Source organism: Mucilaginibacter sp. P25 (assembly GCF_050859465.1).
GTDB classification, from domain to species: Bacteria; Bacteroidota; Bacteroidia; order Sphingobacteriales; family Sphingobacteriaceae; genus Mucilaginibacter; species Mucilaginibacter gossypii.
The window spans coordinates 4,746,001-4,767,687 of the sequence record NZ_CP193937.1; the positions used below are offsets into that span (position 1 = coordinate 4,746,001).

25 protein-coding genes and 1 pseudogene are annotated in these 21,687 nt (G+C 41.2%); 9 read left to right on the plus strand and 17 right to left on the minus strand.

The window, feature by feature from the left end; genetic code table 11:
• Nucleotides 1–135: 135 nt before the first annotated feature.
• The gene (locus tag ACRQ5D_RS23975) at nucleotides 136–1,146 is read left to right on the plus strand and encodes a metal-dependent hydrolase (RefSeq protein ID WP_091164283.1); all 1,011 of its coding nucleotides are present in this window, start codon (nucleotides 136–138) and stop codon (nucleotides 1,144–1,146) included.
• Between the two features lie 108 nt (nucleotides 1,147–1,254).
• Here ACRQ5D_RS23975 and ACRQ5D_RS23980 read toward each other — a convergent pair whose 3' ends face one another.
• Complete coding sequence (locus tag ACRQ5D_RS23980) at nucleotides 1,255–1,701, minus strand: pyridoxamine 5'-phosphate oxidase family protein (protein ID WP_091164280.1); 447 nt, start codon at nucleotides 1,699–1,701, stop codon at nucleotides 1,255–1,257.
• Between the two features lie 343 nt (nucleotides 1,702–2,044).
• Between ACRQ5D_RS23980 and ACRQ5D_RS23985 the strand changes: the two genes are divergently transcribed.
• From ACRQ5D_RS23985 to ACRQ5D_RS24005, 5 genes are all read left to right on the plus strand, one after another.
• On the plus strand, nucleotides 2,045–2,806 hold the full coding sequence (locus tag ACRQ5D_RS23985; protein ID WP_431200598.1) for a PAS domain S-box protein: 762 nt from the start codon (nucleotides 2,045–2,047) through the stop codon (nucleotides 2,804–2,806).
• 26 nt (nucleotides 2,807–2,832) lie between these two features.
• On the plus strand, nucleotides 2,833–3,576 hold the full coding sequence (locus ACRQ5D_RS23990) for a sensor histidine kinase (protein WP_431200599.1): 744 nt from the start codon (nucleotides 2,833–2,835) through the stop codon (nucleotides 3,574–3,576).
• Between the two features lie 480 nt (nucleotides 3,577–4,056).
• A complete protein-coding gene (locus ACRQ5D_RS23995) occupies nucleotides 4,057–4,200 on the plus strand; it encodes a BON domain-containing protein (protein WP_432326829.1) in 144 nt (47 codons plus the stop codon).
• Nucleotides 4,201–4,340: 140 nt separating this feature from the next.
• Nucleotides 4,341–4,724 carry a BON domain-containing protein gene (locus tag ACRQ5D_RS24000; protein WP_431200601.1) on the plus strand — a complete coding sequence of 128 codons (384 nt, stop codon included), beginning with the start codon at nucleotides 4,341–4,343 and terminating at the stop codon, nucleotides 4,722–4,724.
• Nucleotides 4,725–4,780: 56 nt separating this feature from the next.
• Complete coding sequence (locus ACRQ5D_RS24005) at nucleotides 4,781–5,272, plus strand: hypothetical protein (RefSeq protein ID WP_143020714.1); 492 nt, start codon at nucleotides 4,781–4,783, stop codon at nucleotides 5,270–5,272.
• A 307-nt stretch (nucleotides 5,273–5,579) separates the two neighbouring features.
• On the opposite strand, the pseudogene ACRQ5D_RS24010 reads toward ACRQ5D_RS24005, so the two are convergent.
• The 4 genes and pseudogenes from ACRQ5D_RS24010 to ACRQ5D_RS24025 form a co-directional block, all read right to left on the minus strand.
• Nucleotides 5,580–7,966: pseudogene (locus tag ACRQ5D_RS24010) on the minus strand (phosphoketolase family protein).
• A 20-nt stretch (nucleotides 7,967–7,986) separates the two neighbouring features.
• Entirely contained in the window at nucleotides 7,987–9,174 is a 1,188-nt protein-coding gene (locus ACRQ5D_RS24015) for an acetate/propionate family kinase (RefSeq protein ID WP_091164270.1), read from the minus strand.
• Nucleotides 9,175–9,268: 94 nt separating this feature from the next.
• A complete protein-coding gene (locus tag ACRQ5D_RS24020) occupies nucleotides 9,269–9,853 on the minus strand; it encodes an HdeD family acid-resistance protein (RefSeq protein WP_143020713.1) in 585 nt (194 codons plus the stop codon).
• Between the two features lie 78 nt (nucleotides 9,854–9,931).
• Entirely contained in the window at nucleotides 9,932–10,363 is a 432-nt protein-coding gene (locus tag ACRQ5D_RS24025) for an Hsp20/alpha crystallin family protein (protein WP_091164265.1), read from the minus strand.
• 223 nt (nucleotides 10,364–10,586) lie between these two features.
• Between ACRQ5D_RS24025 and ACRQ5D_RS24030 the strand changes: the two genes are divergently transcribed.
• Nucleotides 10,587–10,763 carry a hypothetical protein gene (locus ACRQ5D_RS24030; protein ID WP_431200602.1) on the plus strand — a complete coding sequence of 59 codons (177 nt, stop codon included), beginning with the start codon at nucleotides 10,587–10,589 and terminating at the stop codon, nucleotides 10,761–10,763.
• Between the two features lie 65 nt (nucleotides 10,764–10,828).
• On the plus strand, nucleotides 10,829–11,446 hold the full coding sequence (locus ACRQ5D_RS24035) for a universal stress protein (RefSeq protein WP_431200855.1): 618 nt from the start codon (nucleotides 10,829–10,831) through the stop codon (nucleotides 11,444–11,446).
• Between the two features lie 90 nt (nucleotides 11,447–11,536).
• Here ACRQ5D_RS24035 and ACRQ5D_RS24040 read toward each other — a convergent pair whose 3' ends face one another.
• From ACRQ5D_RS24040 to ACRQ5D_RS24070, 7 genes are all read right to left on the minus strand, one after another.
• Complete coding sequence (locus ACRQ5D_RS24040; RefSeq protein WP_432326833.1) at nucleotides 11,537–12,640, minus strand: ATP-binding protein; 1,104 nt, start codon at nucleotides 12,638–12,640, stop codon at nucleotides 11,537–11,539.
• Nucleotides 12,594–12,725, minus strand: coding sequence for a PAS domain-containing protein (locus tag ACRQ5D_RS24045; RefSeq protein WP_432326835.1), 132 nt, complete (start codon nucleotides 12,723–12,725; stop codon nucleotides 12,594–12,596). Before ACRQ5D_RS24045 ends, ACRQ5D_RS24040 begins: the two co-directional genes overlap by 47 nt.
• A 28-nt stretch (nucleotides 12,726–12,753) precedes the next feature.
• The gene (locus tag ACRQ5D_RS24050; RefSeq protein ID WP_432326837.1) at nucleotides 12,754–13,224 is read right to left on the minus strand and encodes an LOG family protein; all 471 of its coding nucleotides are present in this window, start codon (nucleotides 13,222–13,224) and stop codon (nucleotides 12,754–12,756) included.
• Nucleotides 13,225–13,841: 617 nt separating this feature from the next.
• Nucleotides 13,842–14,585, minus strand: coding sequence for a universal stress protein (locus ACRQ5D_RS24055; protein ID WP_431200607.1), 744 nt, complete (start codon nucleotides 14,583–14,585; stop codon nucleotides 13,842–13,844).
• A complete protein-coding gene (locus ACRQ5D_RS24060) occupies nucleotides 14,548–14,721 on the minus strand; it encodes a universal stress protein (protein ID WP_431200608.1) in 174 nt (57 codons plus the stop codon). The genes ACRQ5D_RS24055 and ACRQ5D_RS24060 overlap by 38 nt, the downstream gene beginning before the upstream one ends.
• Before the next feature lie 28 nt (nucleotides 14,722–14,749).
• Entirely contained in the window at nucleotides 14,750–16,024 is a 1,275-nt protein-coding gene (locus tag ACRQ5D_RS24065) for a hypothetical protein (RefSeq protein ID WP_431200609.1), read from the minus strand.
• Nucleotides 16,025–16,220: 196 nt separating this feature from the next.
• Nucleotides 16,221–17,039, minus strand: a complete 819-nt coding sequence (locus ACRQ5D_RS24070; RefSeq protein WP_091164247.1) for a universal stress protein — start codon at nucleotides 17,037–17,039, stop codon at nucleotides 16,221–16,223.
• Nucleotides 17,040–17,186: 147 nt separating this feature from the next.
• Here ACRQ5D_RS24070 and ACRQ5D_RS24075 point away from each other — a divergent pair, with 147 nt between their 5' ends.
• On the plus strand, nucleotides 17,187–18,056 hold the full coding sequence (locus ACRQ5D_RS24075) for a universal stress protein (RefSeq protein ID WP_176844400.1): 870 nt from the start codon (nucleotides 17,187–17,189) through the stop codon (nucleotides 18,054–18,056).
• 97 nt (nucleotides 18,057–18,153) lie between these two features.
• On the opposite strand, the gene ACRQ5D_RS24080 is transcribed toward ACRQ5D_RS24075, so the two are convergent.
• The 5 genes from ACRQ5D_RS24080 to ACRQ5D_RS24100 all read right to left on the minus strand — a co-directional run bounded on the left by ACRQ5D_RS24080 (nucleotide 18,154) and on the right by ACRQ5D_RS24100 (nucleotide 21,576).
• Nucleotides 18,154–18,915: an HAD-IC family P-type ATPase gene (locus tag ACRQ5D_RS24080; RefSeq protein WP_432326841.1), complete on the minus strand. Its 762-nt coding sequence runs from the start codon at nucleotides 18,913–18,915 to the stop codon at nucleotides 18,154–18,156.
• Nucleotides 18,855–20,087 carry an HAD-IC family P-type ATPase gene (locus ACRQ5D_RS24085; protein ID WP_432326843.1) on the minus strand — a complete coding sequence of 411 codons (1,233 nt, stop codon included), beginning with the start codon at nucleotides 20,085–20,087 and terminating at the stop codon, nucleotides 18,855–18,857. Before ACRQ5D_RS24085 ends, ACRQ5D_RS24080 begins: the two co-directional genes overlap by 61 nt.
• Before the next feature lie 23 nt (nucleotides 20,088–20,110).
• A complete protein-coding gene (locus ACRQ5D_RS24090) occupies nucleotides 20,111–20,416 on the minus strand; it encodes an HAD-IC family P-type ATPase (protein WP_432326844.1) in 306 nt (101 codons plus the stop codon).
• A 101-nt stretch (nucleotides 20,417–20,517) separates the two neighbouring features.
• Nucleotides 20,518–20,688 (minus strand): cation-transporting P-type ATPase, encoded by a 171-nt coding sequence (locus tag ACRQ5D_RS24095; RefSeq protein WP_432326846.1) that lies wholly within the window; start codon nucleotides 20,686–20,688, stop codon nucleotides 20,518–20,520.
• Nucleotides 20,689–20,817: 129 nt separating this feature from the next.
• A complete protein-coding gene (locus tag ACRQ5D_RS24100; protein ID WP_091164241.1) occupies nucleotides 20,818–21,576 on the minus strand; it encodes a hypothetical protein in 759 nt (252 codons plus the stop codon).
• Nucleotides 21,577–21,687 lie beyond the last annotated feature (111 nt).

The following is a 21,687-nucleotide window of genomic DNA, read 5'->3' on the forward strand; positions in this document are numbered from 1 at the left end:
ATGGTTCAGCGGTCCATTCAAAGTACATTCAAGTTCATCGTTTTATTAAAATGTTTTTTAAAATGATTATGCTCACCCGATTTGATGTTCTAAAGCAGCATATCACGCATTACTTTTTATTATTTTAACCCTGCTATGGATACACTAACACATCTTACGATCGGCGCCTGCGTAGGCGAAGCGTTTGCCGGCCGCCGGCTGGGTAAACGTGCAATGTTATGGGGAGCAACAATCCATAGCTTGCCAGACATTGATTTCCTGACCACGTTCTGGTTCTCCACCCCAAGAGCTCTGTTGGCGCATCGCGGCTTCACCCATTCTTTTTTGTTTTGTGCGATGATCTGTCCCTTGCTGACGATTGCCGCCAACCGTCTGACACCGAGCTCAAATATATCCCGGCGGCAATGGTGTGTCTTCTTCGTGTCGCTTTTATTATTGCACGATGGGTTGGATGCACTCAATAATTACGGAGTTGGCTGGTTCGAACCGTTTAACGAAGCCCGTATAGCGTTCAATCTAATTTACGTCGCTGATCCCTTTTTTACTATTTGGCCACTCGTTGCATGCCTCGCATTGCTTTATTTAAAACAGGATTATAAGAGAAGAAAAATATGGTATACGGCAGGCTTGGGTATAAGTTGCTTTTACTTGTTATACTGTTACAAACACAAATTGGTGATGGACCTCTCGGTTAAGGCGCTGCTAAAAGAGCAAAACATCCGGTACACAAGGTATTTTACCACTCCGGCCCCCCTTCAAAATTGGCTATGGTACATTACCGCGGGGACAGATAGCGGTTATTATACCGGATACCGATCTGTATTTGATCGAAAACAACATTTAGCGTTAACTTATTTCCCACGTAATACGCATTTACTTAATAGCACTAAATATCAAAAAGATATAGGCAGGCTCGTGCAGTTTTCACAACAATTTTATACTGTGGAATTACGGAAGGACACAACTGTGTTCAATGATTTACGTTTTGGTCAAATTACAGGCTGGCAGAACCCTAATGCCGGTTTTGCATTTCATTATTTTATCCAATACCCTGAGCAGAACAAACTCGTTGTACAGCGCGGCAGATTTGCCGGCTGGAACTGGCAGGCTGCCAAATCACTATACAGGCGCATTAAGGGAGACTAAATCATGTAAAATCTATAACCATTATTGTTAGGAGACCTGCGTAGTGTTTTGTCGGGAAAACAAAAATTATTTGTCAACTGAATGTTTAAATTTATTGTGGGATACCTGTTAATTTATTTCATAACGACCGGTCTTGTTGATAATTCTAATTCTATACCATATAGCTTCACGTACAGCAGCAGCCTGTGCATGCTCAATTGCTCCATGAGCAGGCAAACTACGACGTTCTTCGAGGAGTGTCATTATTTTTTCTATTAGCAATTTTATAGCTTTTTCTCTTTCGTCTCCGTGAATCTCCTCAAAACGCCCCCAAATAACCACACTCCACCAAGTTGCAAGGTTTAGTATCTCATCAACCTGAAAGCAAACATCTGGATTTTTATTCATGATCGTCGTCTTCATACCTTCCTTTGAATGCGCATAGATAAATTCGCCATCATAAACATAGGTGACGGGTACAATATAGGTGACGCCATCAGCATGACAACCGATCCTTCCAACGATTTGTTCGCTTAACAATTGTGTTATTCTCTCTTCGTTTAGTTCTTTTGCCATATCATTTATTTTTGCGTTAAGGTTATGGTACAAAACCCGTTACGTGACTTATGGATAAAGACAAAATAATGGTTAACCATACTTGCAAATTTAATTTAAACCAAACATCCATTCAATGATTTCTGTCACGTTTGATATTTTACGTTTAATACCTCATTAATTTTTTTGGAAAAAACCAACTTAATATTTACATTAGTAAACGACCTTAGATCATACCTTAAAGCCCTTTAAACACAATAAGGCCCGATTTCATAAGTTTACATAAAGTGAGAAATCCTAACAACTCCATATATATATAACTATTTTTATAAATAAATCTGACCTCTGTTAAATATTATTTACAATGAATGATGAACAAGCCACCTTCATTCAATATTATGAGCAATTACCGGTAGCGGTTTATTTATGCGATCGAAACGATTTGCTCATAGCATATAATAAAGCTGCTGCGACCCTCTTTGAAATAGAACCGCTTAAAGGTAACGATGACTGGTATCCGACTTTAACCAAATACGACCAGGAAGGGCATCTTATTAATACAAATTATAAACCATTGACTACGGGACTTAGAGCCCGAAAGGATAGCGTCCGGCAAGAGATCCGGTTTCAGTTATCAAGCGGCGCCGACTGCTACATCCTTGTATCATCTATAGCTGTACGCGATAAAGATGGCAATTATGATGGCTCCATCCATACCCTCAGTGACATTACTACCCAGCGCAGGTATGAAAAACAACAGGCCCTGCTTGCCGCAATAGTAGGTTCATCCGAAGATGCTATCATCGCCAAGGACCTGTACGGGCAAATCACCAGTTGGAACCGTGGCGCTGAACGGATTTTTGGCTACAAACCTCATGAAGTAATCGGAAAACATGTCGGACTTATCATTCCAAACGACAAGCTGACTGAGGAAAAGAGAATCATCAGGGCGATAAGAAGCGGTAAGACGGTAGAACATTTTGAGACCTTGCGTAAAACAAATGCCGGTGTCATTATTCCAACTTCACTGACTATTTCTCCAATCCGTGACGCCCGGGACCGAATAATAGGCGCATCAACGATAGCCCGTGACATCAGCAGGCAAAAAAAGCGGAAGAACAGATAAAAAATTACACTTTACACCTCGAAGATATGGTTGCCCGGCGTACCGCAGAGCTTAACCTTTCCCTGCAAAAAGAAAAGGAGTTGGGGCTGTTGAAAAGTCGTTTTGTGTCAATGGCATCCCACGAATTCCGCACCCCCTTAAGCGCCGTAAAACTTTCGGCTTCCCTCATCGGCAAATATGCTGAAACCTATCACGACCTGAATATTATTAAACATACCGACAAGATCAAGAATGCTGTTAACGACCTTTCCGCCATCCTCGGCGATTTCCTTTCTCTGGAAAAACTGGAATCAGGAAAAATCAGCATTTCGGCATCTGAATTTAATCTCGCAGAATTTTGCCGGGAAATCATTTTAGAAATGCAGATGTTGGCCAAACCTGGTCAAAAACTTATTTATACGCATTCCGGAAGATTTGAAATGGTAACGCTCGACCAGCAATTGTTAAAAAACTGCCTCAATAACCTTTTGTCAAATGCAATCAAATATTCCGGTGAAGACACGCTGATCCGCCTTGACACAGAACTTAACTCAAAAGAATGCAGTTTATCAGTTACAGATCAGGGCATCGGAATTCCGGAAGCGGATAAGGCACATTTATTCAGTGCTTTCTTTCGAGCAAGTAACACCGGTACAACCCAGGGAACGGGCCTTGGCCTGAATATCGTAGCGCGGTATGTAGGCCTGATGAATGGAGCCATCAAATTTGAAAGCCAACCCGGATTAGGAACCATTTTCACACTTCGTTTTCCCCGGCTAAGCGTTAGCTAAAGCGGGGATTATGTATAAATGAAGGTACCACACAGATGAATGATATAGGTTAGCGCATTCACCCAATCAATACATGTCGTTGTCAAAAATTGGATCATTGATTATGATATGGTGCTTTTGAAACTTTTCCTATGCACCATCGCATTGCAGTTTTTAGGCTATCTGAACAAAACGGCTATGTCAACAGCTTTCAGGCGGATCCACTTACTGGCATAACCAACTGTTTTTAAAACTGGATCCTATATACTTTCAGATGATTGGACAGGTGTTGCACTTACTTGTTTGCGCTAATTGCAGCCTAGCTTGTAAGCAATAACCAGTAATCTTTACCACTGTTAGCGGGGTGCTTAATGGCTTATCTGCAGCACCCGCAAAGTTGATGAACATCATCGAAATCACTGATTTGAATCATGGCATATCACACTGTTTTACAAGTACTTTGAGGGACAATAAACAATTTCTTAACTTAATCATCAAGTCATGAAAACAGACAGTCAATTTCAAAAAGATGTAATGGATGAATTGAAATGGCAGCCATTTCTAAACTCATCTGCAATTGGTGTGGCCGTTAAAAATGGCATTGTAACCCTTTCGGGTACAGTGGATACATTTTCAAAAAAATAACTGCTGAAAGGGCGGCTAAAAAAGTTATCGGAGTTAAAGCTATAGCAGAAGACATCCAGATCGGCGTTTCGCCGGTATACCGTAAAACCGACACAGAGATAGCTGAAGCAGTGCTAAATGCGCTTAAATGGCATTCAGCTGTGCCTGATGACAAAATCAAAATCAAAGTAGAAGATGGCACCGTAACTATGGAGGGCGAACTGGAATGGGAATATCAGAGGGTTAGCGCGAAGACCGCGATTCAAGATCTCACCGGCGTGCGTTCGGTCATCAATCTTATAACCCTAAGGCCCAGGATATCTCCTGCCGAACTGGAACAAAAGATCAGTGCTGCTTTTCAGCGCAGCGCAAACATTGATGCAACTAAGGTACATGCCGGCATCAGCGGCAACACTGTTACTCTAACCGGTAGGGTACGTTCATTTGCCGAAAGTGAAGATGCGGCAGACGTGGCCTGGGCTGCTCCAGGCGTATTTCATGTGGTCAATAATCTTGACATTGAAGAACCAGAGCTTGCCTTTTAATCCCAGAAAGCGCCGCCTGTTAAGAGCGGCGCTTTACTACCCATAATCTCATAGATATGGAACAATCTCCGATGCTCCTGGTAGCGTATGGCTTTTCAAACATAATCGGACTGCTGATTCTTTGGTCATCTTTCCGAAAACCCTGGATAACGCGGCTGGCCCTTGCATTACTTTTTGCCTGGGCCGCCTGGACAAATTATACGGTTTGCAGGGCACATCCAAATACGTACCTTGGTTTTAGCAGGTATGCATTTAGTTATCTCGGTTTCATAAATGGTTGGTTCAGCTTACATATTATTCAAATGGTTACGGCAATTGCCATTGGCCAGGCCTTGATTGCCATTGGTTTGGCATATAAAGGAATTTGGGTAACGCTCGCCTGCGCCGGAGCTATTATTTTTTTGCTGGCAATTACGCCTTTAGGATTTGGTTCGGCATTTCCTTTTCCACTTTTAGTAGCCTTTGCCACGTGGAAAGTAATTGGCACAGACAAGGGCAAACTTTTATGGACACAACTTAAAGGTGAGTCACCCAAAAAAGAGTTTTAACCGGATATAAAGGTTCAGCTCCTGTGATCAAAGCGCCCTGGCGCCGGCCACTAATGTAACTTAAATAATGCCTTTTGCTTTGACCATAGCCTGCCTTATTTTTATACTGAAATATTTTAACAAAACAGGCCTTAAAACACAACAAGCATTATACTTTACATGCAATCCGCATGCTTAACGGAGCCGGCTTTTGGAAAACTTCATTGCTGTTTATCAATAAAAGTTGTTGCTTGCCGGTGAGCAAAGGCGTACAAAAAACCAAAGAACTATCAGAAGCCCAAACTATTTTTTCGGAAGTAACCACCTTTCAAGCTTTCCACCGCCAATTTTTAATTTCAGGCATATCCTCACCATTCATATTGATGTATTGTTTGTGCTCAACCAATTTGTCCATTAGGTTTTGTTTGAGATATAAGCCTTTACTACCCAAATGCGGCAATCGATCGATTACGTCCATTACGAGATGAAACCTATCCATTTCGTTAAGTACGGTCATGTCAAAAGATGTCGTTATTGTGCCTTCTTCTTTGTAACCTCTTACATGAATGTTGTTATTATTGGTCCGGTTGTAGGTAAGCCTGTGAATAAGCCATGGATAGCCATGAAAAGCGAAGATAACGGGTTTATCGACAGTAAAAAGTGCATCAAAATCATGGTCGTTCAAACCATGCGGGTGGCTGGATTGCCTTTCCAGCTTTAACAGGTCCACAACGTTTACAACCCTTATCTTTAAATCCGGAAAATGTTCACGTAATATAGATACAGCTGCCAATGTTTCTAATGTAGGCACATCACCGCAGCAAGCCATGACAATATCCGGATCGCAGTCCTGATCATTACTTGCCCAATCCCATACCCCAATGCCTCTTGAACAATGAACCACAGCCTCATCCATACTTAACCATTGAGGAGAAGGGTGCTTCCCTGCTACCATAACATTTACATAATGTTTGCTGCCCAGGCAATGAGCCATAACCGACAAAAGGCTGTTAGAATCCGGCGGCAAGTAAACCCTCACAATTTCTGATTTTTTATTGATGACGTGATCAATGAATCCCGGGTCCTGATGGGTAAAACCGTTATGGTCCTGGCGCCAAACAGTTGAAGTAAGCAGGATATTCAGGGATGCTATCTTTCTCCGCCATGGTATCTCCCGCGTCATTTTCAACCACTTGGCGTGTTGGTTAAACATCGAATCAACGATATGTATAAACGCCTCGTAACAATTGAATAGCCCGTGCCTGCCGGTTAGCAAATACCCTTCGAGCCAACCTTCGCACTGATGTTCGCTAAGCATCTCCATTACCCTCCCCTTCGGAGCAAGATATTCATCGTTTATATTAATATCAGCGTTCCACTGGCGGCTGGTAGTTTCAAAAATTGCCTCTAACTTGTTTGAGACAGTCTCGTCGGGGCCGAAAACCCTGAAATTTTGAGGATTAAGTAATGTTACGTCGCGCAAAAAGCGGCCGGTTACATGCACATCTCCTTCACCCATAATACCGGGGCAATTCACGTTAAATGCGTAGCGCTGAAAATCTGGAAGAATTAATTCTCTGAGCAAAAGCCCCCCATTTGTGTGAGCATTTGCTCCCATCCTTCGATTGCCTTTTGGTGCTATTTCCGCAATTTCTTTCTTTAAGCAACCATTAGTATCGAATAACTCTCCGGGCCGGTAACTCTTCATCCAGCTTTCGAGCATTTGCAAATGACTCTCCGGGCTTGACTCAGAAACAGTAAGCGGTATTTGATGAGAGCGAAATGTGCCCTCTATCTGCTTTCCATCAACAACCTTTGGCCCGGTCCATCCTTTTGGTGAATTTAATATGATCATTGGCCATTTTGGTCGCTCCTGCCCTGGATGCTCTATGGCATTATATTTTATTTGCTTTAGAAAGTGTACCGCTTGTTCTAAGGCCGCAGCCATGGCCTGGTGCATAATTGCGGGGTCCGAACCTTCGACAAATAAAGGAAAGTATCCATAACCATGAAATAATTGTTCGAGCTCGATGTGAGGAATACGGGCCAAAACCGTAGGATTTGAAATCTTATAGCCGTTCAAATGCAAAATTGGTAATACAGCGCCATCGGTAAGCGGGTTCAAGAACTTATTAGAATGCCAGGCAGTTGCCAGCGGACCTGTTTCGGCTTCTCCATCGCCTACAACACAAGCGGCAATGAGGTCCGGATTATCCAGCACAGCGCCAAATGCATGGCTTAACGAGTATCCAAGTTCGCCTCCTTCATGCATTGATCCTGGTGTTTGGGGTGAGGCATGACTGGATACACCACCTGGAAATGAAAACCGTTTAAATAAATTTTTCATCCCCGCGCGGTCCTGGCTAACTTCCGGATAAACTTCACTGTAGGTCCCTTCCAGGTATGTACCTGCTGCTACTGCAGGTCCGCCGTGCCCGGGTCCTGAAATATAAAGCATATTTAAATCATATCTGTTAATGATCCGGTTAAGGTGAGTATAAATAAAATTCTGCCCGGGGTGGTACCCCAGTGGCCTAACTGCATTTTCTTGAGATGTTCTATTTTTAAGGGCTCTTCCAAAAGCGGATTATCGCAAAGATAAAGCTGGCCGACAGACAAATAATTAGCTGCGCGCCAATAAGCATCTAATTTTTCCAAACATTCACCGGTTAACGGCGCGTTATCGATTGATGTGATATCAGTTATCATTGTCATTTTAATTGCTTTAAATAATTTTAAATGTGGATTATTTCATTCACAATCTGCGCCATCATCAGTTCCTCATCAGTTGGTATAATATAGACATTTACCCTTGAATCATTTGCAGATATATTTTTATTTTGGTTAGTGTTTGCTTCAGCGTTAAGTTTAAGTCCCAAGAAATCAAGGCCAGTGCATATCCGCTCCCTTATCACAGGCGCGTTTTCACCTATGCCACCTGTAAAAACCAGGGTGTCAACTCCACCCAAGGCTGCCGTAAATGCGCCAATGGCCTTTTTTATATAATAGCAGAAAAGGTTTATTGCTTCCACAGCTTTAAAATCGGTTGCATCCCGCAAAAGAAGATCCTGCATATCGCCGCTGGAGCCTGAAACACCTAAAAGGCCCGATTCATGATTCATTATTTGAATAAACTGGTCGGCCGAGAGCCCTTCTTTTTTCATCAAATACCATGCTACACCAGGATCTATATCTCCGTACCGTGTGCTCATCGGCAAACCGGAGCCCGGTGTAAACCCCATGGTGGTATCTATGCAATTCCCGCCGTTTACAGCGGCTAAACTTGCACCGTTACCTAAATGCGCTATGATAGTCTTACCGTAACCCTTACCCTCCGAGTTTAACTTTTGCATAATATATTGATAAGAAAGGCCATGAAAACCAAAACGTCTTAATCCTGTAGCCCTAAACCGATCCGGCAACGGAAGTAGTTTCGCTACGGGTGCCATATTCTGGTGAAAGTAAGAGTCGAAACAAACGTATTGCTGTAACTGCGGATGACGATGACGGAATATTTCAATCAGTTTAATTTCATTTGGCAAATGTTCGGGATTGTCACCGGCAGCCTGTTTCAGTTCATTTAGTAAGTTTTCTGTAACCGGCGCGGGGGAACTATCTTCTATTCCGTGTACAACCCGATGTGCGATTATTTTCACCTGCGAAAACATGGGCTGGCATTCGATCCAGTTGGCGAGAAATTTTATGACTGATATAAAGTCAGTTACATCGCCAGGTATTGTTTCGATCTCGGTAAATTGCTGTCTTGTCAATATAAATGATGTTCCTGGCAAACCAATACGTGTTATTCGCCCTTCCCCAACTTTCTGAATGCCGGTTGACAGTCGAAAGAAAGAGAACTTGATGCTTGAAGAGCCGGCGTTGAAGACAAGTAAGGCAGCTGATTTTGAATTGTCAGGATTCATTATTCAGGGATTTAACATTATCAACAAATATCGAATGGCTGGGATCCTCAAAACATGACCGCCATCACTAATTCCGATGAGTAACAGCATTTAGTTAACTTTTGGATTTACCCGAAGAAAGACTGATGATATGCCTAACCTTAAAAGAAATAACCACTCTGAAAATACCTGCTCCCAAGAACGCCATTCCTGTCCATACGATCAGGTTCGCGATACCAAAAGCAGGATAAGCAAGAATGCCAACTGAAAAGAAAATGATAACCAAGCTATTAAACATGATCCAGCCCCAACTCTCGATACCGTAAGCACGCATATCAAGCGCGCTTCCTATACCCATTATGCCTCTTACAAGCAACCAAAATCCAACAATAATCGGAAGCAACATCATAGTTATTGTTGGGTAGGTAAACAAATAACTACCTATAGCTAAATCAATCAGTCCACTTGCCAGCAGCCATCCCCAGCGTTCAATATGCCGGATACTTATCATTGCAAAAACAGTTTCAAAAAGGCCGGTCATCATCATTCCTGCGGCAAACGTAATACTAAGTGAAAGATACGACTGCAGCGGCGATAAAATCACCCAAAAACCAAGAACACAAAGCAGGATACCAGATAACAGCATCAATATCCAATATCTGGACGGGACAATTACCCTGTTATAAACTACAGCTTCCATAGTTTGATATTTTTTGCGGCGTTTGATCAAAGAAGAAGTTGCACCTGTACAATCAAAGTACAGGCGCAACGCGGTTGATCAGTCAATGTTAATTTTCTTTTTCTCTGCAACAGCAGGGGTTGTTTTACGGATATCAATAGTCAGCAACCCGTTCTTGTAATTTGCTTTAATGTGTTCATCGTCCACATCTTCCGGTAAGTTGAAGCTTCGGGTAAAGGAACTGCTTGAAAATTCTTTGCGGGTGTAATTCTCTTTTTCCTCATTATGTTCCTCCCTGGTTTCGGCGCTGATAGTCAGCAAACCATTTTCAATACCAATATTGAAATCATCTTTCTTAAAACCCGGGGCGGCAACTTCAAGTTCATAGTTCTCTTTCTTATCACGGATGTTTACCGCCGGTAATAGCTCCCGATTGAAGAAAGGATGATTAAAGAAATTGTCGTTGTTCCAGAAATCCTCCATCATTGAACGCAATGAGGGAATGTTGTTTGATTTTACTAATGTTGACATAGCGTTGTATATTTAAGTTTATGGATCAAAATTCGGAATGGATTATTCAACCTCACATGACCTTGCTCACAAAGAGCTATGATTTTGAGCATTAAATGCAAGCTGCATTTAACCATTCATGTTTAAAGTCAAGCTCAGTCATGATCATGGTCATTTATAATGAGGAGCGAGATGTGAATATTTGTGTAATCAAATCAGTTACTTAAAAACTCAATTCATTATCATGAAAACTATCCTCGCACTCACCGATTTTTCCGATAATTCATCAAACGCTGTAAATTCGGCTGTACTACTGGCAGGTAAACTGCATGCCAACGTACTTTTGTATCATAACTATGAAACCATAGCGGTAGCGTCTACTTTTTCAGGAGGACCCTACGTAGAAGAAGAGTTTTTTTAGCCACTACCGAAACAAAGAAAAAACTTGATCATCAATTAAATACACTACAATACATTGCAGATGGGATTGATAAAACCGAACGAAAGCCAACGCTCAAAGGCTTAAGCGGTGACGGTAACCTGAAAGATAATCTCAAACAAATAATTGATGAAAACCAAATTATGTTTATAACGATGGGGGCTCCGTCAGGTACCTCTATCGAACACTTGTTTTTCGGCAGCGAAACAAATAAAATAATTCAACATACACAACGCCCGGTATTGGTTGTACCAGCCAATACCAGTGTTAACAATATTAAAAAGACAATATTCGCTACTACCTTCGATGAAGCGGATATCACGCCACTACATTTCTTAATTGGCCTGGGAAAAATCTTCAAGTTCAGTATTGAAGTAGTACATGTAAATCAGCCGGTAAAAGATAAGAAACAGCAAATTGAAAAGGAAGAAGCTTTCCAAAAACATATTGCCAAATTCGGGTATGACCATATTTCGTTCAAGAACCTCGGAGGCCGCGAAGTTGCGGACCGGCTACACCGTCATTGCGCTGAAGAAAAACCTGATCTCCTCGCGGTAGTTCATCACCAACATTCTTTTTTCAGGCGCTATTTTGAACATAGCACTACCAAAGAAGCTCTTAGCGACCTAAAATTGCCGCTGTTCATTTTCCCTACTATTATTTAAACCCGGTTCAGTTTATTAAAAGCGGTCCATTCAAAAATGGGTACAATCCATACTTTGAATGGACCATTGGTATCAATTACATGAAGCGGCTTATTGAGCCGGAAATTTCATTTCGAACACGGTGCCATTTCTCAGACTCGTATTAAAGCTTATTCTTCCGTTCATCAGCTCAACATATCGCTTCACAATGTTAAGCCCCAGGCCGGTCCCATCTATGTCAGTTGTATTACCGGCCCTGAAAAATGGCTGAAATATACTATCACAATCTTCGGTTGGAATTCCCATACCATTATCCTGTATACTAATGGTGCAGGCACCTTTTACAAGCTGGGCATTTATATGGATTATACCGTCCTCCCCGGAATATTTAATAGCATTAGAAATGAGATTAATAAGACAATGCCTGATCAATTGATTGTCAAGCAATACATCGATAGTGTCGATATCGTCATTAACAATAATTTGCTGATTGGCCTTTTTCAGCAATGACATCTCCGCAGCTATTTCTTTTATCAGAGCTCCCAGGTTAAAGATTACACGATGAATATTTACACTTCCGGATTCGATGCGTTCGATTGACAAAAAATCATTCAGGATACCGGTAAGATCTGTCACAGCTCCTTTAATTTTAGCAAGATGCTCGAATATTTTGCCCTTGTCCAGCCTTTCAAAATACCTTTCTATCAGCGATGCAGATAACTGAATGCGGCTAAGAGGGGTCCTGAATTCATGTGAAGCTATCGATACAAAACGGGTTTTCATTTTATTAACCTCTTTCTCTTTATTCAAAGAGGCGTTTACTTCTTCTTTTGCCTGTTCAAGCGTCTGGACGATATTCTTCAGGAAGGTTGTACGCTTTTCGACAATTGTCTCGAGCTCTGAAGTATATTGCCTTTGCTGTTCTTCAATTTCTTTTTCGAGGCTAAGGTCATGAATTACACCGGCGTACACCGCTTGCTGCTTAAATAAAACCTCACTTACTGAAAGTCTTGCAGGGAAGGAACTTCCGTCTTTTCGTAATGCTACAATCTCCCGGCCTTTGTTAATTATCTTCGCATAACCTGTTTCTTTATAAACATCTATACTGCGGTTGTGTGATATGCGTGCCTGTACGGGCATTAAATAGTCAACATTCAAACTGCACAGTTCACCCGACTGATATCCAAACAATTCTGTCAGCAGCTGGATTTGCATAAATGATCTGTCCGGTTTTATCAATTATAATAATACCATCTATCACATGCTGTATAACGGCTTTTAAGAAATTCAGATCATTCATATTGATAGCGATATTGATAATAAAACTATTAAATGTGTTCCAAAAGCCACTTTATAGGAGTGATTGGCTTTGCCGGCTTTAGCCCAAACGTTTTGATGCACTTTTCGGAAATTAAACTAACGGCTTCTGCTATGTCATCAGTTATCAGATACAACTTCATATCACCAGGCCCTATTGTTCCATTAGCCTTCATGAGATCGATATGTTCAACAAGTTTGCAATAGTATTCTTTACCGAAAATAATCACCGGGAAGTCTTTTATCTTGTGTGTTTGGATCAGGGTAAGCGCTTCAAAATATTCGTCCATAGTACCGTATCCCCCAGGCATAACAACAAAGGCAAAAGAGTATTTGACCAATAACACCTTCCTTACAAAAAAATGTTTCATGTAAACCCATTTATCGAGGTATTGGTTAGGCTTCTGCTCTACAGGAAGCTGGATATTACAGGCAACAGACCGGCCACCAACATCCTTAGCTCCCCTATTAGCCGCTTCCATAAGTCCGGGCCCTCCCCTGTCATAATTGTAAAACCGAGTTTCGCAAATTCGGCAGCAGCTTTCCGGGTCAGTTCATAATAAGGATGGTCTTCCTTAAATCTGGCCGAACCAAATACCGTAATGCAGGGGCCAATAAAATGTAATGCACGGAATCCTTTTATAAATTCCCACATTGTTTCGACCGTAAAACGTAGCTCTTTAAATCGCGAATGGGGTCCCTCCAGGAATGCGATCTCAGATTTATTGCTCTCTTTAGACATCACTAATTATAATTAAAACAAAGCTTTATCTTTATTCCATTTAACCTGCCGCAACATTGAATATATGCCAACGCCCTCTCTCTGATAGCAATTGGCCTTAAACTCTTCAATTTGACCATTAGTGACGTTACATGTTAAATTAATCAGGTCATCAGGTTTATTAACGATTCCATATGTTTCGGTAGGCTTACAAATTGACAGAACAAACAATAGGCTTACCATATATTACCGGCCATTATTAATATGACTTCATATTGCTTTTTTAAGGCTGCAAACGCCTGTTAAGATGGGCGTGAGATTTTATAATATATCCCTGCTGCGTAAAAGTTTTCGATCCTAATTCACGGCCTAAAAACACTAAAAATGTACGGCAGATAATCCCTCAGGCAGCACCAGCAACGGAATCTCTATATGATGTGAAAGTTTTTGGGTATAACTGATGCCAAAAAGCTTTTCAAGCGAATTTACTTTACGGTGCACCGTAACAAGCATATCAACTGTGCCATGTTCGCTTAGCCAGTCGAGGCCATGCATTACATCTACACTTTTTATATGTCTGTAATAAACTTTAGCGTAATTGGCTTTGCAGGTCACCTCCTTCAAAAAATCATCTACTTTACGCTTATCATCTCCCTCTTCAATTTTATCATCGGTAATATGTGCTATTAATAATTCGGCATTAAAATAATAGGCAAGGCTTGCTACCGAATGAATTAGTTCAATGTCGTTATCGTTCAGATCTGTAGCGAAAGCGATTTTAAATATGGGATGAAAATGAGCATTTGCCGGGATCAGCAAAACCGGGAAGGAAGCTTTATTGATCACGTCCTGTGTATTGCTACCCAAGAAAAACCTGCTTATGGCCCCGGCTCCCGACATGCCCATAACCACCATAACGCATTTTTGCTCTTCTACCACGTTTCTGATTACATCCACCACATCACCTGTAGCACTACGCGTGTTTATAAACTCGCGATCGCCGACCGCTTCATCTGAGTGGATGTCATGCAATAATGCAGCCGACAAGCTTTGCAGTTCCTGCGTTGTCTCTTCTTTGAGGGAATTATAATCTTCGAGCGGCCAGGCCACCTGATTTGCCATCGGTGATCTCGTCAGGTACTTTTATAGCATGGCATAATATTACGCCTGCTCTGATAATTTGCGCAATATTTACAGCATAACTTGCCGCATTTTTTGCCTGCGCCGAAAAATCTGTTGGAACTAAAATCGTTTTCATAATTTTTCAAAATCATAATTAAAACCGCTCACTTTGTTTTATTGACGGGTTTAAGGCCATAAAGCTGATTTTCGACCTTACTGTCAAGGTTATATATATCTTCATATTTCACAATCTGGCCATCCACGATAGCAGTAGTGATATAAGTGATCCTGATTGGGACAGGCTTTTTAAGTTGAAAAACTTTAATTTCCCGATCCATCAGGGCTCGGTGCATGGATTTTATGTCAGTTTTATTTCCAGCTGTAGTTAATAACAATTTGGCAAGTTCTTCTCCCCGCTCAATTCTTATCGCCCCGTTACTCGTCGCTCTTTTTTGCTTCTTGAATAAATTCTTGTCAGATAAACCCAACAACTCTATACCGGCCTTATTGCCGGGCATGAAATAGATATAAGTACCATTTTTTTGATTGCCTGTTTTTTGTTTAAAAAACAGATTATACGGAATCATTTTGTCTCTCTGATTAGTTTTGGGATTTACAGCGCCTGTTCCGGTAGCAAAATCTGTAAGCGTACTTACCATTAAGGGTGTTGGTGTAGCAGGAGCCCCTACAACTATTTTGAAATTAAACGTTGTATCCGGCAGGACTAATTTTAATGTATAAGTTGGAATATTAATCTGGATATAAGTACTATCGTTTATTTCGGCCCACCGTAGCCGCTCCATATTCACAGCAATTTTTCTCACATCGGCTTCAGGCGTTTCATAGCAGTCTCCTTCATAAAGCCCTTTAATCAAATGCAACTGATGTTGAAATATTGCATACTCTTTGTTTAAAGGTTGCACTTTTACTACTGCATCCATAAAGGCAGGTAATTTGAGCGCATTAGTTAATATTTCTTCGCTGTTAAAGCCGTTAATGGTTGCCCTATCAATTTTTGCTGGCGGATAATACGGGTTCAGTTTGCCGAAATGCAGGTTATTCATAAAAGCGAGCATAGCGTCGGTGAGGAATATCTCAAACCGGGCCTTTTGCTTGTTGCTTACTTTACCGGGTTGTTCGAGTATAGTGTGCAAGGTGGTATACTGCAGCTCTTTAGGATGATAATCTTCGTGCCTTAAACCAAATTGCAACACACAATCAATCAGGAGCATGGCAGCCCATGTTTTATTTTGATCTTTTTGTTCAACTGTCCATACCGGAGCAAAAGCCCGTTTTTCGTAAAACCGCTTAGCTGAAACAGGAAAATACAAGCCATTATTCAATGCCTTATCATTCAGTTGCCCGGCGATCTGCGCTGTGATCGAAGTATCACTTGTATTGCAAATAATGGTTTTTCCTGGTGCATAGCTTTTTGACATGGCTCCTACCGGCATAAAAAACACACAAAACAAACAGCCAAATAAGGGTTTGTTTACTGGCGGCAAAGCTTATTTCAACTATTTTCATAATATCTTTTTTATGATGTAAAAATGCAATGCCTGGTAGGTTAAATTAGTGACGACGGTCATTTATCCAATTGATCCTGAACACTCAAAACAGTTTCAACTTTGTAAATCAATATGGAAAGACAAGCACCGGGATGCCTACTTGTACAGGAACAGAAGTATCGCTCCCCTCGGTTCTCAACTGCTCACAATGAAATCGGTGATGTACAACCGCCAGCAGATCGGCATGCATATTATGTATCATAACATCAACAGCCCGTGACATATCACGTTCTTTTGTATTACTAAAAAACAGCCTCTCATAGCCTATTTTTTTACTTATCTCGTCGCTAAAGAGTGTTAGCGCATAATTTTGTTCTATATGGGGCAAACCCTTTGCCGAAATATGAGCAAGTAACAGATCTGCCTGAAAGGCCTGGGCCAAAGAAGCAAGATGTTTCAAAACATTTAACCGGCAATATCGTAAATCAGCGGTGTAAACCAAGCGCTCAAAACCACCATCAAACTTCAGGGGAACAAGCATCACCGGGCAAGATATCCGGTTTAAAACCGCCTGCACCTTAACGTCCCGATTAAATGGTGCCGATTCCGGTAACCCTTTTATAACCATCCAAACGCAATTTTTATTGATGTAAGCAATCAATTGCGCTTCCGTATCGCTTGATACTTCAAGTTCTTCAATTAGCGGCATATGTTCACCTTCTTTTACGGAAAAATTGGCCGGTTGGCCCCGTAACGGACCGGGTATGTAACCATCTGCGGCAACGTGCCCCGCCAATTGCAATGCTTTAGAAAACGATGGTTGTTTTACCGGATATATCCGGGCCAAAACTAAATTAGCTCCAATGTGCTTTGCTATGTTGAAGGCAAGATGCGTGGCATTTGTAGCAGACGCAGAACCATCGTCAATTACCAGGATCGTTTTCATAGGCTGTGTTTTCAGGTTAATAATTGAAGTACAATAGCAAAATTAGGCATAGGCACATTTTATCCACTTGATGTAAATCAACGATTTACATGATTTTCCTCATACATTTTGCAGGCCTTATCCTCCACATTTATATCAAAAATGGCAATGAAAACAATAATTTCCCTCACTGATTTTTCTCCCTACGCAACGCATGCAGCGCATTATGCTTTAAAACTGTCACTTGGTTTAAAAGCTGATTTGGTATTATGTAATGCTTGCCTGTTGCCAATTGATATACCGAGCCCTTATACCATCACATGGCCGATTGAAGAATACGACATGTTAAGCAAGGAAAGTACCGATATGCTGGAATTGCTAAAAAGCCAGCTTGCAACCTGGTCAGAAACTTTGAACGTCGATAATAGATTCAATCCACGCATATCCATTAAGAGTTCTTTTGGAGACTTGAATAACATGATAGAGGCCCTATCCTCCACAAATGATATTGTCATGGTGGTTGCCGGCACTCATGACAAAGACGGCTTAAATACGCTTTTACAAGGGAACACGGTAAAAAACATGATGAACAGCTTTGATTTCCCGTTATTACTTGTTCCACCAACTGCAGGGTTTAATGACATAAAACGGATCGCGTTTGCCACCGATTTAACTTGTACCAAGGATGATATAATTGCTCTTGAATCTTTAAACAAATTGATAGAACCACTCACTGCGGAACTAATTTTAACATCAGTAAACAACCACCCGGACCGTACTGGCTTAAACGAACAATTTATAGAGCAAATACTTAATGCTATTGCCAATCAGGAAAAATGCTCTTTCTTGAGTAAAAGAATTATAAGAGCCGACAAAATCGAGACTGGGCTTTCAATGCTTTGCGCAAACGAACGTATAGATATACTGGCAATGGTACATCACCATTTTAACTTTATAAAAAGACTTTTTCATGGCAGCCATACCCTTGAAATGGCTAAAAACATTAATATTCCGTTGCTGATATTAAACGCGAAATAGAATTTAACATGCGCATTACCATACACGGGTACAATATCATCTTAAGATATGATAGCGATTTGCAGACAGCTATTACTATATACGTCGGACAAAGAGGTTACTTAATTTTTTTATAAAACCATCTCTTGGCAAGTTCAGCCGATAGAATATATGCAGTAACGGTTGCAAGCATCAACATATAGTATTTCCAGGACAGTGTTACGAAACCAAATATTGACGCCAATGGCGAATATGGAATCATTAACACCAATAGCAATATTGCGATGGTAGTTATCGATAAATATTTGCCAGGAAGGCTTTTAAAAAATGACAGTCGGGTACGTACTACCAAAACAATTAAAACTGCAGAAACCACCGATTCGGTGAACCACCCTGTTTGAAAAACTCTTTGATTAGCATGCAAAATAAAAATTAGCACGGCAAATGTCAAATAATCAAAAACGGAACTCAATAAACCGAAAACGATCATAAATCGTTTAATAAAACCGAGGTTCCACCGTTGCGGCGTTTTAAGATTGATATCATCAACCTTGTCTGAAGATATGGTCATTTCAGGAAAATCGGTCAACAGGTTGGTAAGCAATATCTGCTTTGGCAACAAAGGCAAAAAGGGCAAAAATAACGATGCACCGGCCATACTAAACATATTACCAAAATTTGCACTGGTGGCCATAAAAATATACTTCATGGTATTTGTAAATGTTTTACGGCCTTCTATAATCCCGTCACATAACACATTTAGGTCCTGATCCAATAAAACGATATCAGCTGCCTCTTTTGCAACGTCAACCGCCGAATTTACTGATATACCCACATCGGCTGTGTGCAGCGCTGGCGCATCGTTAATACCGTCTCCCATAAAACCAACCACGTTCCCTGCTTTTTTAAAACACTTATGATACGTTCTTTCTGGCTGGGCTCAACCTCCGCAAAAATATGGGTCAGGGGCGCCTTATGACGCAATGCTGCACTACTCATATTACGTATTTCCTGACCGGTAAGGACCTGTGCGGATGAAAGCCCAAGCTGTTTAGCCAGGTTTCTTGCTACCGGTGCGTTATCCCCTGTAATAATCTTAAGTCTGACACCGAGATGTTGCAGCTTTTGAATAGTTTCAGACATACCGGCACGCGGCGGGTCAAACAATGTTATAAACCCAAGGAAAACCATATCATGCTCATTTTCCCTGGTGAAAATTTGATCAGGACCCACTTCCTTATATGACACTCCAAGCGTGCGCAATCCCGAATCACTTAAAAGCTGATATTGAGCTAAAATCGCTTCTTTATGGTCGCCTATATCCGCAAGAATACCTGCCGATGTTTCAATCCGATTGCAAATATCAAGAACCTGACGCACAGCACCTTTCGTGATGGCTATATTAGCTGCCGGGATTTTCACTTGTACTGTAAGCCGTTTACGTACAAAATCATATGGCACTTCTGTAATCGCCGAAAAATCCTTCGCTTCATTTCCCTCATAATGAACAGAACAGATGGCTTTATCGATCGGGTTGACAAACCCTTGCTGGCAGCTGGCATTAAGCCAGGCATATTTAAAAACTTTATCACTATGTACACCTTCAAAATCAAGTGTTTCTTTTAAAGTAACTTTACCTTCTGTAATTGTCCCTGTCTTATCAGAACACAAGATATTCATACTCCCAAAGTTTTCAATGGCGCTCAGCCTTTTTACAATCACCTTTTGGCTGGCCATGCTGCGGGCACCAACTGAAAGATTAACGCTAATGATGGCAGGCAACAATTGAGGTGTAAGCCCGACCGCCAACGCGAGTGAAAACAAAAACGAATCAAGCGCCGGCTTATGCAGCAACACATTAACGGCAAAGATCACCAACACTAACAAAAGCGTGATCTCCATTAACATATATCCAAATTTTCTTATCCCTTTTTCGAAATCAGTTTCAGGAATTCTTAATGACAGCTTATCTGATATTTTCCCAAATTCGGTTTGCTGGCCCGTTGTCACGATGAGTGCCTTTCCAATACCGCTTACCACGCTCGAACCCATAAACAGGCAATTGTTGCGCCTGGCTAAGGGGGCGTCAACACTTTCAACTCCTGGATTTTTTCTACCGGGTAAGATTCGCCGGTAAATGCCGCTTCATCAACAAACAAGGCCTCAGATTCTAAAACAAGGCCATCGGCAGGGATAATATCTCCCGCAGAAAGGCAAATCACATCTCCAGGTACAACGGCAGTTACCTCAAGCTCTGTCTTCCTGTTATCCCGTAGCACGGTGCAGTGTAGCTGAACCATCTTCAACAGTTCACTTACCGCACTTGCAGCACCTTTTTCCTGCCAGAAACCAAGAAGGCTGCTGATCAGGACGATGATCATAATGATTAATGTGTCGGCGGTATCTCCCAGGGCTGCGGAAAGTAAAGCAGCAGCTATAAGCAACAATGTTACCGGGCTTTTAAACTGAGAAAATAATATGATCAGGTTATTAAATTTATTAGCTTTTTTAACGTATTGGCGCCATATTGCTTAAGCCTTTTAATAGCTTCGGCAGTGCCAATACCTGTTGCCTGAGTTTCAAGGAGTTTAAATGCATCATTAATAGAAAGTTGCCAAAAATTACTCAGTTGATCGTTAGTTTTGCTTTCCATCAGTTTGGGCTAAAAGAGGTTTAGAAAATTCTAAACAAATTGAGCCATTGCAAATTAAAAACCGAATGCTTCTGATCAGTCCGAAAAATGATTCAGGTCACTATTTGTTATCAGAACATTTTAATACACCTAAAATCTTCTGCCAATAATTATTTTGACAATGGCACGGTCCGAATTCGATGTAAATCCATAGCCAATTCCTCCGTTAAACTCCCATTTAGGGTCTGCATTGAGGTCCGTGGCTACAAACAACTGATGATCTTGTTGTTTAATTGGGTCGTAGTGAAAAAATGGCCCGGTACTACCATAATACTCGAGGCCAAGGGCAACCACTTTTGTTACATCGTAACTCCCTTTAACATTTGGTGAAAAGGTAAATCCACGGTTTTGATCGGGCCCCTTGAAACTCTTCTCGAGGGTAGGATTTAAGGAAACATATAACTTATTCCATTTTTTATCTACGATTGGCCTGATTTCCAGCGTGGAGGTATTTGCCGAGAACGCAGCTTTCTGAAAGCCAAATTCTGTAGATATACTTACCCCCACGGGCCAGTTCCAGCTTGAAGGAGCGGCAACCCTGGGCCTGATGTGAGAGCCGACGTAAGCCGTCCTGCCCGCATCTCCAATAGAGTTAAAGATATAAAAACCTGTTTCAAACCAGGTTGTCCAACCATGGGTGATCTCTACCGTTTCGTGTACAACATGATTGGTAGGAAGTTCCCAGGTTGTTACAGTTTTACTACCGTTTAACGTATAATTGCTATGCAATTCAAACATTGTTTTACCCTTTTCAACGGTTTCAGAACCGTAAACCTGAATCTCATAATTATCTTGCGCTTTAAGTTCCAGAGCGTAAAACACTAAGATCAGTAAACATAAATATTTCATCAATAGTCGGTTTTAACTTGTATACAAATAGTATAGCGTTAAAACTATCGGGACAATCTGAAGTAAAATTGGAGTTAAAGCTTATGTATAAGAAACGTGACAAACAGGCTA